The organism is Pseudoalteromonas sp. SG41-2, from assembly GCF_014164535.1.
GTDB classification, from domain to species: Bacteria; Pseudomonadota; Gammaproteobacteria; order Enterobacterales; family Alteromonadaceae; genus Pseudoalteromonas; species Pseudoalteromonas rhizosphaerae.
Window position 1 is genome coordinate 127,618 of the sequence record NZ_JACJFK010000015.1, and the last position, 12,770, is coordinate 140,387.

Below are 12,770 nucleotides of genomic sequence, written 5' to 3' on the forward strand. Positions count from 1 at the left end.
TAAAATAAATAAAAAAGTGCTTATGCTTGGAAATGAAAACTCTAAAAGTCAGGTCTTAGTTGATATGGCAGAGAAAAAAACACGCTATGAAAAACTTGTTCATGTTTATCATAGCGAATTATATCGCTTTGCTTATTGGCTCTGCCGCGACCCTAATATTGCCGAAGATCTTGTCCAAGAAACATTTTTACGTGCTTGGCGATCTCTGGATTCATTATTAGATCAAAAAGCAGCTAAGCCATGGCTATTGACGATTTTACGCCGGGAAAATGCCCGTCGTTTTGAACGCAAACAATTTGATTATAGCGATGTTGAAAACGACACCTTAGTTGACGAAAAAAGCGTCACCTTGGATGACGAAATGGAACAAACAGTGATCCAACGTCACATCGCTAAGTTACCTGATGAATACCGCGAGCCATTATTATTACAAGTCGTTATGGGCTGCTCCGGTGAAGAGATAGCAGAAATATTAGATTTAAACAAAAACACGGTTATGACGCGTTTATACCGCGCCAGAAACCAGTTAAAAGAGGCATTGAGCCGTGATGATGAACAACTTAAAGGGGCATCAAATTAATGGATGATCTCGAGTTTCGTCGCCGAATTAGCGCACAGCCAAACAGCACAGATAAGGAGCTTGTGGAGTTTGCAGAGCAACACTCTGAGCGACAAGAATTTATTAATGATATGCAGGCCTTTGATTTAGAGCTTGCCAATGCACTTGACGTACCGGTGCCAGCAGGTCTTGCCGAGCGTATTTTGGCAAATACCGCAGCGCATGCACAAAACGAGTCGCTCACAACTGAGCAACTCAACCAAGCACCAGCTGATATCAGCGCGCAAACACCGCCGCAACGAACAGATAATGTAGTTGAGGCAAGTACACGTTTTAAACGTGCTCGTTTACCACTTGCCATGGCAGCCTCAGTATTAGTGGCTGTGGGAGCATTTTTATTTAGCAGCGAACAAAATGTCGCGTACGCAGCTGGCGAACATGCGCTTGCTCATGTTTACTATGAAATTAATTCGCTGCAAAAGACCGAAGCAATCAGCTTAGCAACGGTAAATGAAAAATTTGCTGTGTTAGGTGGCCATTTAGATGAATTGCCAGGTAAAGTGACTTACTTAATGTTTTGTGACTTTAAGGGCCAAAAGGGGTTGCACCTGGTTTTTGAATCAGACTATGGCCCGATGACGGTATTTATAGTGCCATCAAAACAGCAATCGTTTGGCATCGGCGACGATGATTTTCAAGACGATCGTTTTGAAGGCCATATTAACCGTGGTGCTGACGCAGATACTATTTTAGTAGCAAGTCTTGGTGCGCCATTAGAAAATTACAATGATCGTATCAATGGTGCGATCCGCTGGTTAAATTAACCTACCCTCTGCATTGCCGTTATTATGGCGGCAATGCAATTTATACCTTCACGAAACAATCGTTATATTCTTCCCGCTTTAACCAATAATTGCTTTTAAATTAGTCTATTGACCAAGCTACTGAGCATTTTAGAGCTAATTCAGTTTGTCGCTATTTATCTAATTCCTGAACTACTTTAGAATCGCCGTTCTAATTTGTTTTAAGGAACTTCATGAAAAACCTGATTGTTATATTTTCATTGCTTGCTCTATTATGTACTGCAAGTTTTGATGCACAAGCACGTAAAAAGTTTGGTAGTAAAAAACGTGGCCAAACACCAGAAACACAACAAACCGCACAAAAACAACAAACAGATACCAATACCCTCGCCCCTGCTGCAAAACCAAAATCAAGCAAAAAAGGCATGATGGCAGGTATTTTTGGCGGCTTATTAGCCGGTGGATTAATCGCCGCAATGATGGGCGATGACTTTGAAGGGATGCAACTACTTGAGATAATTTTAATGGCAGGTATTGCCTTTATTATCTTTAAACTTGTCATCGGTATAATACGTCGTAAAAACGCCCCTGTAATGGCGCATGGCCAAGGAGCATTTACTGCACCGCAAATGAAACAAACTGCGCCTGAGCACACCACTACAAGTGGATTTAGTCAAACCAATGACGTACCGTTTAATTTACCCGCTAACTTTGATACTAACGGCTTTTTACAAGGTGCGCGTAGCCATTATCATACTTTGCAAACAGCATGGAATAATGCTGACTATGCAACGATGGCTGAATACTTAAGCCCTGAACTAGTCGCTGAATTTAAAGCGGAACGTGAAGCGATTGACTGCGTTGCAACTGACGTGATGTTTATTGATGCAGAACTTGTACGTGCCGATACCGACGCACAAAAATGGCAAGTAAGTGTTCGTTTTAAAGGAAAGTACCGTGACTTAGGCGATAATAAAGAACAGCCTATTTTAGAAATTTGGCACTTAGAGCGTGCCACCAGCGATGATGCGCCTTGGCTGATTGTTGGTGTTGAAGATTTAATTGACGCGTAGTTCTAGGTTCTAGGTTCTAGGTTCTAGGTTCTAGGTTAAAAAATAAAACCGCACAACAATAAGTTAGTGCGGTTTTTTATTTCAATAAACGCTATTTAAATAAGATTATTTACAAACGTCTGCAACAGCATTTGCAAAGTAATCGATATTAGCTTGACTGATACCCGCTACGTTAACGCGGCTTGAACCAACAATGTAGATACCGTATTCTTTTTGTAGGCGCTCAATTTGCTCTTTATTAATACCTAAGAAAGAGAACATACCGTGTTGACGGTCAATAAATGAGAAGTCTTGAGCAATCTCTTTTGCCGCTAGACTGTCTTTGATCAAAGTACGTAGGCCATTGATACGGTTGCGCATTTCATCAAGTTCACTGTGCCATTGCTGTGTCAGTTCTGTACTGCTTAAAATAGTATTTACAATATCTGCACCGTGCGCAGGTGGCATTGAATAAATGCTACGTACCACACTTAACATCACAGAGTTTGAAATGTCTGCTGTTGCGCTGTCTTTAGCAATGATTGAACATGCACCAATACGCTCGCGGTATAAACCAAAGTTTTTCGAACATGACGAACAAATGATTAACTCATCAACTGCATTGGCTAAAATACGTAAACCGTTTGCATCTTCTTCAAGGCTTGAACCAAAACCTTGGTATGCAATATCAACCAGCGGTGTAAAGCCAACATCTTTTGCCAGTTCAGCAACCGTGTTCCACTGTGCTTCGTTTAAGTCCATACCACTTGGGTTATGACAACATGCGTGCAGTAATACCACATCACCTTTTGGCACTTGGGTAAGGGTTTCGATCATTTCATCAAATAATAAATCTTTGTTTTCATAATCGTAGTACGGGTATTCTTTAACTGTTAGGCCAGCGGCTTCAAACAAGCTAATGTGGTTTGCCCAAGTAGGATTAGTAACCCACACTGTCGCACCTGGATTACAGCGAACGATAAATTCAGCTGCAACACGCAGTGCACCTGTACCGCCTGGAGCTTGTGCTGTACGAACACGATTAGCTAATAACGCTTGGTGCTCACCTAATAATAGGTTTTCCATTTTTTGGCAGTAATCTAAGTTACCCGCCAAACCAATGTATGATTTGCTAGTTTCGTTTTCAAGACGAAACGCTTCAGCTTTTTTAACTGCTTTTAATACCGGCGTATTACCGAATTCGTCTTTATAAACACCAACCCCTAAGTCAATCTTATTTGGGTTAGTATCTTGCTTATAGGCCGCCATAAGGCCAAGAATAGGATCAGTGGGTAATGGTTTTAATACTGAGAACATTGACTATCTCTTTCATTATTTAGGGGTTAGCTGTTGCACTTAGCTTAACATAAAAGCTCACTAGATTGACTAGTGTTATTTACACTAAAAAGTGAGGAATTTTAATACAGCACGCAATTAATAGCGCTAATGTTTGCTGGTTGAAAAAATCGTTACTAAAGGCTTCGCCATCAACAATACCAACGCAGCGATTTGCACTGTCAAAAAGCGGTAAACAGGCTTCTGATTTTACTTTAGGGTCGCAAGTATAATATTCACCACCCGCAGCCAAATACTGCTCAACGTTGTTGATCACTCGCCCTTTACTACTCAGTGCCACCTGCACATTATTACTACCAGCAGCAAATGCTTCTGTAAGCGGAAAAAGCGGTCGGCTTGGCGCGCCAAAGTAAGCCAGTTTAAGTAATTGCTGACCCTCAGGTGTTGCTGTACTTTGGTAAATGCCGTACCAATCAACCTTAGTTTGCGCTACAACGTAATCAACAATTAGTTGTAATTGAGCAAGCTTTTGCGTGGTGTGCTGATCTTGCGGTAAAAAATCAGTGAGTTTAAACGGCTCATCTTGTAAGTAACCAAATAAACTGCACGCCCCGCCTTCACCCAATTCTGGTATTTGATATTGCCAGCGTACCGCAGGAAGCGACTGATTTGATAAATAGCTTTCGAGCTTAGTAAGCTCAGCAGAGACTAACTGAGCAGGCACATCTAATTGCGCAAGAGATAAATAAGAAGAAACCATTTAGCCATCCAAACATCTAAAAAATGAATCATAGCATGGCTAAACAATCACGACTAGCTTTGTTGTTGCACCAATCGATAACACATTTCAATTTGATTACCCGATGAGTTATAAGTCACCTGCTCTGCTATTTCTTCTAATATCGATAACCCACGACCGTGCTCGCGATTATTACTGTTAGCATTACTGTCGGTGCTAGCAAAACCATTGCCAGAATCGCAAATTATAAAATACAGGCTCAATGTATCAGGGCAATAACGTATATCCACAATGATCAATGCATCAACGAGCTTAGCTAATGTTGCTTCTCGAAGTTGATAATACTCAATAAAACCATCCTCTTTATTTTTAATCGCTGAATCGAGTCCTAATACACCGTGATCAAGTGCATTGTTATATGCCTCAGAGAGCAGTAAAAAAATATCAGAGCGGTGCTCTTTTAGCCCGCCAACTTGAGTGAGCACTTCAACGATTTCAAGCACCGGGTCGGTTTGTTTTATTTGCTGTGAATTAAGCGTTAAAGAAAAATTAAAGGGTAACCGAGAGTAAGCGGCTTGATCTTCAGCCGCAGCAGGAACCGCCATGCAATTAAAAAGCACTAAACTAAGGTCATCCTGTTGTTTGCTACCATGAGCAAACTTGGTCACTTGCGCGATCACATCTTGACTAGTCACTTTAGGCTTGCTTGCAAGTGCCTTTATAAAGCGTTGCTCTGCAAAAAATTCACCGTTTTCATTGGTGGTTTCTATAATACCGTCGGTGGCCAGCGCCAAACGCATACTGCTATCGACTTCAAAATGAATTAATTCACGTTCAAATTCGTCGCCTTCTAAAATCCCTAAAGCCATGTGCTGTGACTCTAAGGTTTTTAATACGCTTCCTTGTTGATCAATTAAATAAGCGTCAGGCAAGCCACCAAGCCAAGCTGAAACACTTTTCCCGGAGCTACTTAACTCAATAATTGTCGCGGCACAAAACATATGCCCGGGCAATAATTGTACTAATACGGCATTAACTTCTGCGGCAATATCACTGACCGCCATGCCTTTATTAACCATAGTGTAAAACACTTTCGATGCCGGTAATGCCCCCACCGCAGCTGCTAAACCATGGCCAGTAAAATCCCCAAGCATACAATACAAACTACCAATTGGACTTTGCCCAACCAAACACATATCACCATTAAACATAGAAGCCGGTGAAAGATGAAAATCAATGTTGTTGGTAAACTTATTTTGGTTTTCTAAGGCATTATTAAAAATATGCTCAACTATTTCGTGCTCGCGCTCGGTTTGATTGTAATGATATTCTAATAACTTATTTTGTTCGTGGGTCTTTAAGCTCAGCTTACGGGTACGGCTGTGGGCTTTTATTTTCGCGGTTAAAATTACTTTATCAAACGGTTTATGAATAAAATCATCACCACCGGCTTCCAAGCAGTGCTCAAAACTACTATGATCTTCCAAAGAAGTTATAAAAATAATTGGTAGGTGAACATCGTTGTATAACTGCTTAATTTTTGTCGCTGTTTCATAGCCATCCATCACTGGCATTATTACATCGAGTAGCACAATATCAATGCTCTGCTGTGCTAATATTGCTAATGCTTCAACACCATTGGCAGCAGTTGATACCTCGTAATTTTGTTGCACCAGCATTACTTTCAAAAGCGTACAATTAAGTGGCTGATCATCAACAACGAGAATATGCATTAATCAATATCAAACTTTTTATCAAAACGTGATATTTGCAGGATTTTTTTCAGTTGCGGCTGACAATTACTGATTTGAATTGCATCAACTGAGGTACCCAAGGTCTTTTTCATATTCAGTAACATACCAAGGGCGGAGCTATCCATGTAATCTGTTTCTCGCAAGTCAATTACGACCTTAGCGGTTTTTTCATTGATATCGGAATACGACTGTCGAAATGACTGCACTAAATTAAAGTCGAACTTCCCTTTAATTTGAATAGTCAGTGTAGCACCATCTGCTGATGCACTCTTACTTAGACCCATTAGTTAACTCCTGCTCAGATTATCCATTCTTAATTAGTATTAAATATAACTTGTTAATGATAAATCACCAAAAATAAAACACCCTATGCACAAATTTGTTTTAGATTTGATATTATCTAGGCCATTGTTTATTTAACTTTTTAAATGCAGGTTAAGCATGAGTGATAGTAATCTCGTTTATTCAACCGAAACAGGCCGTATCAGCCAACCAAAACCAAGCACAGCAGTGGCTAGTAAAGTATTTAAAGACGGCGCCCTGCGCATCGAACGCCAAACCAAAGGCCGTAAAGGTAAAGGTGTTATGTTGGTAACTGGTATTGACAGCGAGCAACACGATTTAAAAAAACTCGCCAAAACCATTAAAAGTAAAATGGGCCAAGGCGGCGCTTTAAAAGACGGCATCATTGAAGTACAAGGCGACGACCGCGAAAAACTCAAAGCCATCCTCGAAGCACTCAAATTCAAAGTGAAAATTGCCGGAGGGTGAGCCGCCGGTTTGCCTATAAAAAGCAGAGACTTGATGACCTAATTGCATATATGTACTTTCTTAATTTATGATCAATGTATTGTAATACAAAGACAAACATCAGAGATAAAATTGTCTACTCCCACACAAAGAGAGCTTAAATGATATTAGATAATCTACCCAATAAAAAACTAGTCTCTGCTCTAAAAGCTAGTGCAGCTTTGGATATAGAGCTTTGTGAAGACGAATACCTGAGGTGCTTTTCTTACAAAGCTAATTGGGCGCCAGGGATAGACGTTGCTTCATATGAAAATGGTGGTGGTGATGAAATCGTCATTGTCATAAAAGGTGATGCTATTTTAATTAAAGGTTTCGATCATGAATCAGAAGTTAGTCCTCATGCTCAAGAAGAGTTTAGAATTTGGCCAGGGATGTATGAAGGGGCTCCTGAAGAACTGCTCTGCGTTTTAGATAACGATTTCTTCGAAATAGCTCATGTGACCTTTTGTTTTTGGCGTACTTCCAACTCAGGGTCATGGCAACAAGGAACAGTTAATTTCCAAAACAATGAAGATAACGGAGCTAGTTGGCTGCTCCCTGCAATCACTATAACTCCAGAATGTTTTATTGAGTATGCGAAGGACTACTACCAAGATGACTTTAATAAAATAACACCAGCAAGGGTACACCAAGTATTCAGCGAATATGAATAGCACAAAATTTTATCCGTGCTGTTGATACAATAAAACAAAGTAATAAAGTAGCGTGGTAACTTGCTTCGCTTGTTCCTCGCGATTTAGCCAATCTCATTTTACCGCCAATTGCAGCGTTAATTTAACTGGAGCAACACTCAATTATGGATGATGTATCGAAGCAATTTAAATCAGTAAATAAACGGTTTTATCTCATATTGCTATTAACTGTTGTATGCTTTTCAAGTGGCTTTATTCTTCAATATTTTGATATTGAGTTTCTAAATCCTTTTTATGGTGCATTAATCGGAGTGCTCGTATTTAACATTGGTATTTGGTTGTATTACAGGTGTCCAAAATGTAACTCGATTCCATTTGCATCAGGTAGTGAAGGCGTAGAAATCAGACCTAAACTCTGCCATAAATGTGGTGCTAAATTCAGGTCAAAATAAACTAATCGATAGCATCAAAGCCAAGCGGCCTAATGCGGAGCAATAAAAGACGGCATCATCGAAATACAAGGCGACGACCGCGAAAAACTCAAAGCTATACAAAAAGCACTTAAATTCAAATTAAAAATTGCCGTGGGGGAGTCCCGGTTTTATGGTGTGTGGTACTTAGTCGTATGTAGTGGTATTTAATTAGTTGTCCGTGACGATCTGAGCGGCGGGATTAAGCGTGAAGCGGACAGTTAAGAATTTTGATATCTGAAGTCAAGATTTGTTGGTGAACTATACTTCATGTACTGAAACCCAAAAACGGCAGATGCTGTATGGCTTCAAAGCAGTTTCAAAATGTATTACGTCACGTTATTAACTTAAACTACTCCCAACTAAAAAACTCCGTCATGAAGTTGAATCTAATATTGCTAATAACCAACTGGGTCAAGCCATTGCTGACCATGAAGAAACAATATCTCATTGTCCACATTGCGATTCACACGAATTAGGTACTGACTATATTGAGAATTATCTGAGTTGGTTTAGAACCATGGAAGATAACACGGAATTCTCAGATCAAACATGGATAAAAGAGGCTTTATAAAATGAATTCTCGCCTAGCCACACTTAACTACAACATAGCCATATATAAACAGTCGTTGTATTTTTTTTCAACAACTCGCGGGATTATTTCTTGTATTTTACAACAACAAAAAAACAACAAATATAAATCCCTTGATTTACATTTAGATACAGAGTTAGACTGAAAGTATTAAAAAACTCAAAGGATTTTCTCTCTGCAACTTGTGGGTTTAGATCCTTTGAATAAGCTGTTAGCAGTCTAAGGATAGAATTTGCGTAATCTTATATTTTTCTTTTTTATATTCCTCACAGGCTGTGCGCCACACACAGTTACTTTTATGAGCCCGAAGGGGATTAGCGGCGATGCTACTATAAATGGCTGTGGTCAAATCCCATCGACCTTTCAATACGAAATGAAAGACTCTAAGTATAAAGTCGATCTACATTACAATTCTGTTTACTTAGTAGTCGAAGTTGTCGATGGAAGTAATGTTGAATGGCTGAACAATGAAATCACTGTACTGGTAAATAATGAAAGCCATATTTTGAAAGCTAAAAACTTAATCCGAGACGATCGTGTAAGAGATCCTTGTGGGGGCTTTACTGATACGTTTAACTGTAAAACCTATCGAAACTACTATTTAAATATAGAAGTTGAAGCTGTCAAAGGCGCTACTCAAGTAAACATAGTTCCTCCAATACCAATGGTAAATAAAAAGGCTTTTGAGGTTTCAGAAATAGAATTTAAAGAAGTTACAAAAACACTAATGCAGGCAATCAACTGCTAATCGGGTAGCCGGAGGTCTCTAACCTCCAGCCCCCACACCACCCATCATGCGGGTCCGCAATGGGCGGTTCACCTCCCGTAATGAATATTGATCCAAATATCTCTCAGTGACACTAAACCTTTTGACGCTAAATAGTCATTGCCTAGCGCAATGTTAATTCCTTTTGTTTTTGAGCTTCGACAAGGCCCCTTGCTGGTGATACCACATGCTATGGCTAGTCTCTCACTGACCCCCAATTTCATTAAACTGCGTACTTTGGTGCGTGCTATTCCTCTTATAAAGAGCGTCATTGTCGCCAGTAGCACATCCTTATCCTACGGCGGATACAATGATCTAAATCCATCGTTAGCTAATTAAAATGAAGGTCAAAATAGATAGCCTAATTTAGCGACGACAATGTTTTATAAAGAAATGGTAAAAGACTCGGTTTTATTGAGCCTGCTTTCCTTATGGTAAAAAGCGGAATATTACAGTTAACAAAGACATGAACAAATTGACCTTGCGCGGTCAAACGAAAGTGAATGCCTCACTTCATTCTGCGACAACTGTATTGCTTAGTTCATCAGATAGAAAAGCTGTAAAACACGATGCATTAATAAAGGTAAGCTGCTACCTCTCCAAATAAGCCACTTAAACACCTGTCATACCTTCCAAAACGCCCATTAAAGCAACAGCAAATGCTCTTTTTATATTTTACGTAAAAGTCAGTTGTCGATTGAATCAAAATAGGAACTCAGCTATGGTTAATGCATCAATAAAAATAAATTAAAAACGAGTTATTCTACAGCCTCGTTATGTTGGCATTGGAAATCTCATGGATTATCTCGCTCTTTTAGGTTTTGGAATTGCCGGATTGTATATTTGGTTTGCACCGACAGAAAGATTATTAAAAAATGATTATGGTTTAGCCAAAATATATTATTGGAGAGCCAAGGATAAAGATGTAGGTTTAAAAAAAGCACGCGAGTATTACACCAAGCTAGGTAAAATCTTTGTTTTTGTGTCAATCGCTGGTCTTTTAATAAAGCTATTCTTTGTCTTGTTGTCGTCTGCAACATAACACATATGAGCCTTAACTCTGTCAATAGGCACTAGTATTTTATTTGACCGTTTTTATTAAGTGACGGTCAATTCTAAATCAATAAACAAATTCGTTTACTTCGTCTGTCGATGTGGCTGTTAAGCAAGTAGCTTACGGCAAACACATATAGGCGCGTTACGCAGTAATCGATTATTGCGAGCTCATCGCAGCCAGGTTTTTCCCATATCCTTTTGGGGTAGCTGGGGCACTACGACTAAATGGATTTAGAAGGTAGAGCGAAGCAGGATGCCAGAGCCGAGACATTCATCGGTTAACCTCATCATGGCACTATTCAAGGCGGCTGGTTTCATCATTGTGATCCAGTTAGATTGAGGTGCGTAACGTAGTTATCAAGTCAGGTGTAAGCGACTTTGTTTATTGTATTAATGCACGCGTACTGAGCGTCTTATCAAGGCAAGTGGCTTTGGTCTGTAGGCATATAATCAGGTTAAACCTTGTTGGTTATTAACTCACCCAATTGATTGATGCTCAGCCTTATATCCAGTTAGATGTTCAGCTCACTCAGTACCGTGACTAACTCTTTAAGAATTTCGCTTCATCGAAAGAACAAAATTGACACCCATTATAAATAAATGCTGAAGTCATCAAACTTAACCGTGCAAAAAACTGCCTGCCCGCAATTACTCTTCGAGGAAATGTTGTTTGTAATAAATAACGTGACTAATGTCCGCTGAATACTGAATTTTAGACATAGAAAGGCTGCAAATTCGCAGTTTTTGAATTGCTTTAGATGGTTTACTACATCGCTCTATTTTATGCTAATAGCTTTTCACAATTTCTCACGTTTGCTCGCCGCTTTCTATTTAAATGTTCACAGTATCCTTCCTGCGATGTTGGCCTCCCGACTGCGCCATGAAACACCCGTGTAAAGTGGCTCGTGAGTTTTAACCAATTATCTGCTGAGATATTTACCCGCTCCAATAACCGTGAATGAGTATTATCTATATAACCGCGCTTATCTTCTCGTATACAACGACCTGTTAACTCTACAAGTTCTAAATAAGATTTTAACTCAAATGGTAAGCCCTTTGCCATGTGCTGCCTTGGCATACCGGCATACCGGCAAAGCGTAGTAATTGTATTGGTTGTTTACCGTCGGTTGCACTTTCAATCCGTTTTTGTACGCTCGTGTAATCCGATGTTTCTGGTGTGTGAGCTATCTTCGCTCTGATTGGGTTTAAATCAACATACGCCATACATGCAGCCAATGCGGCTTCATCTAACAGTGCTTGTGATTTGAAACGGCCTTCCCAAAATCGCCCTGTACATCCATCTTCTTTATTCGCCCTGCGAGCTATATCTTCATTTAATAATCGCATAAACCAGCTAATACTTGATAATCGCTCACGGTACTCATCGACGGTCTCATTTAAAAAGAAGCATTCTGCTTTCGTTAGCTTGCCCCCTTGAACATATTTATTTGTCAGCATGGTGCCTTTACATAATTTATGCCAACGGATAATAATGGCTTTATCGTTCAGTCGTTTCGCTTTTTTATCATCAACATACAACACTAAATGCGTATGATTACTCATCACTGCATATGCGCAAACATCAATACAAAACACGTTAGAAAGAGCCAATAGCTTCTCTTCAACCCAACACCTGCGATGCTCATATGATTGGCCAGTAAAACGATCTTCGCCACATAGATAGGCTCGACGTACGCACCTAGAAATACAATGATAGTACTTTGTATCAGCCAAACTTATCTGACGCTTTCTCGCAATAGCCATGTGACAACCTGCTCATTTATTGTGCTAATAATAAAATTAGTACGTAACTGATACATTGCAAATCATAAGATGGGTGTCTTCTTAGCATCCTTCTATGGGCGGTTCATCTCCCGTTATCAATATTGATCCAAATATCTCTCAATGACACTAAACCTTGTGACGCTAAATAGTCATTACCTAGCGCAATGTTAATTCCTTTTGTTTTGAGCTTCGACAAGGGCCTTCGCTTCCAAGCGCCTACTTTTGGTACTGGTAATTCCACAGGCTATGGCGAGTCGTTCACTGACCCTCCTCCAAGCGTTAGCGCGAATGCGTGTTTATCAGATCTCCCCCTTTTTTACCTATAAAGAACCCCCCTGTGTCAGGATAGTTGTCGCCTCTAACTTTTAATAGAGGCAGATAAAAATGAGACGTCGATTTACACAAGAATTTAAAGTTCAAGCGGTTGAAAAAGCATTATCTCAATGTGATGATGTT

The 12,770-nt window shown here is 39.8% G+C and carries 11 protein-coding genes and 2 pseudogenes; 7 read left to right on the forward strand and 6 right to left on the reverse strand.

Translation table 11 applies throughout. The features are described 5' to 3' along the window. Positions 1-22 precede the first annotated feature (22 nt). From H5186_RS13525 to H5186_RS13535, 3 genes are all read left to right on the forward strand, one after another. Positions 23-580, forward strand: coding sequence for a sigma-70 family RNA polymerase sigma factor (locus tag H5186_RS13525; RefSeq protein ID WP_182718608.1), 558 nt, complete (start codon positions 23-25; stop codon positions 578-580). Continuing rightward, complete coding sequence (locus H5186_RS13530) at positions 580-1,383, forward strand: DUF3379 family protein (protein ID WP_182718607.1); 804 nt, start codon at positions 580-582, stop codon at positions 1,381-1,383. The genes H5186_RS13525 and H5186_RS13530 overlap by 1 nt, the downstream gene beginning before the upstream one ends. A 212-nt stretch (positions 1,384-1,595) precedes the next feature. Continuing rightward, positions 1,596-2,435: a Tim44 domain-containing protein gene (locus H5186_RS13535; RefSeq protein ID WP_182794575.1), complete on the forward strand. Its 840-nt coding sequence runs from the start codon at positions 1,596-1,598 to the stop codon at positions 2,433-2,435. Between the two features lie 105 nt (positions 2,436-2,540). On the opposite strand, the gene H5186_RS13540 is transcribed toward H5186_RS13535, so the two are convergent. The 4 genes from H5186_RS13540 to H5186_RS13555 all read right to left on the reverse strand — a co-directional run bounded on the left by H5186_RS13540 (position 2,541) and on the right by H5186_RS13555 (position 6,487). Next, positions 2,541-3,731 carry an amino acid aminotransferase gene (locus H5186_RS13540; RefSeq protein ID WP_149983417.1) on the reverse strand — a complete coding sequence of 397 codons (1,191 nt, stop codon included), beginning with the start codon at positions 3,729-3,731 and terminating at the stop codon, positions 2,541-2,543. Positions 3,732-3,810: 79 nt separating this feature from the next. Then, entirely contained in the window at positions 3,811-4,470 is a 660-nt protein-coding gene (locus tag H5186_RS13545) for a histidine kinase (protein ID WP_182794576.1), read from the reverse strand. Between the two features lie 53 nt (positions 4,471-4,523). After that, the gene (locus H5186_RS13550) at positions 4,524-6,182 is read right to left on the reverse strand and encodes a fused response regulator/phosphatase (protein WP_182794577.1); all 1,659 of its coding nucleotides are present in this window, start codon (positions 6,180-6,182) and stop codon (positions 4,524-4,526) included. Then, positions 6,182-6,487, reverse strand: a complete 306-nt coding sequence (locus H5186_RS13555) for an STAS domain-containing protein (RefSeq protein ID WP_145240332.1) — start codon at positions 6,485-6,487, stop codon at positions 6,182-6,184. The genes H5186_RS13550 and H5186_RS13555 overlap by 1 nt, the downstream gene beginning before the upstream one ends. 157 nt (positions 6,488-6,644) lie before the next feature. Between H5186_RS13555 and H5186_RS13560 the strand changes: the two genes are divergently transcribed. The 3 genes from H5186_RS13560 (at position 6,645) to H5186_RS13570 (ending at position 9,455) form a co-directional block, all read left to right on the forward strand. Beyond that, positions 6,645-6,974, forward strand: a complete 330-nt coding sequence (locus H5186_RS13560) for a stress response translation initiation inhibitor YciH (RefSeq protein ID WP_182794578.1) — start codon at positions 6,645-6,647, stop codon at positions 6,972-6,974. Between the two features lie 140 nt (positions 6,975-7,114). After that, a complete protein-coding gene (locus tag H5186_RS13565) occupies positions 7,115-7,666 on the forward strand; it encodes a hypothetical protein (protein WP_182718601.1) in 552 nt (183 codons plus the stop codon). A 1,273-nt stretch (positions 7,667-8,939) separates the two neighbouring features. Next, positions 8,940-9,455 carry a hypothetical protein gene (locus H5186_RS13570; RefSeq protein ID WP_182794579.1) on the forward strand — a complete coding sequence of 172 codons (516 nt, stop codon included), beginning with the start codon at positions 8,940-8,942 and terminating at the stop codon, positions 9,453-9,455. 68 nt (positions 9,456-9,523) lie between these two features. Here H5186_RS13570 and H5186_RS23085 read toward each other — a convergent pair. Then, positions 9,524-9,798, reverse strand: a pseudogene (locus tag H5186_RS23085) (group II intron reverse transcriptase/maturase); the annotation flags it as partial. A gap of 471 nt (positions 9,799-10,269) precedes the next feature. Here H5186_RS23085 and H5186_RS13575 point away from each other — a divergent pair. Then, on the forward strand, positions 10,270-10,515 hold the full coding sequence (locus H5186_RS13575; protein WP_182779405.1) for a hypothetical protein: 246 nt from the start codon (positions 10,270-10,272) through the stop codon (positions 10,513-10,515). 795 nt (positions 10,516-11,310) lie between these two features. Here H5186_RS13575 and H5186_RS13580 read toward each other — a convergent pair. Next, positions 11,311-12,293, reverse strand: a pseudogene (locus H5186_RS13580) (transposase). Between the last annotated feature and the right edge of the window lie 477 nt (positions 12,294-12,770).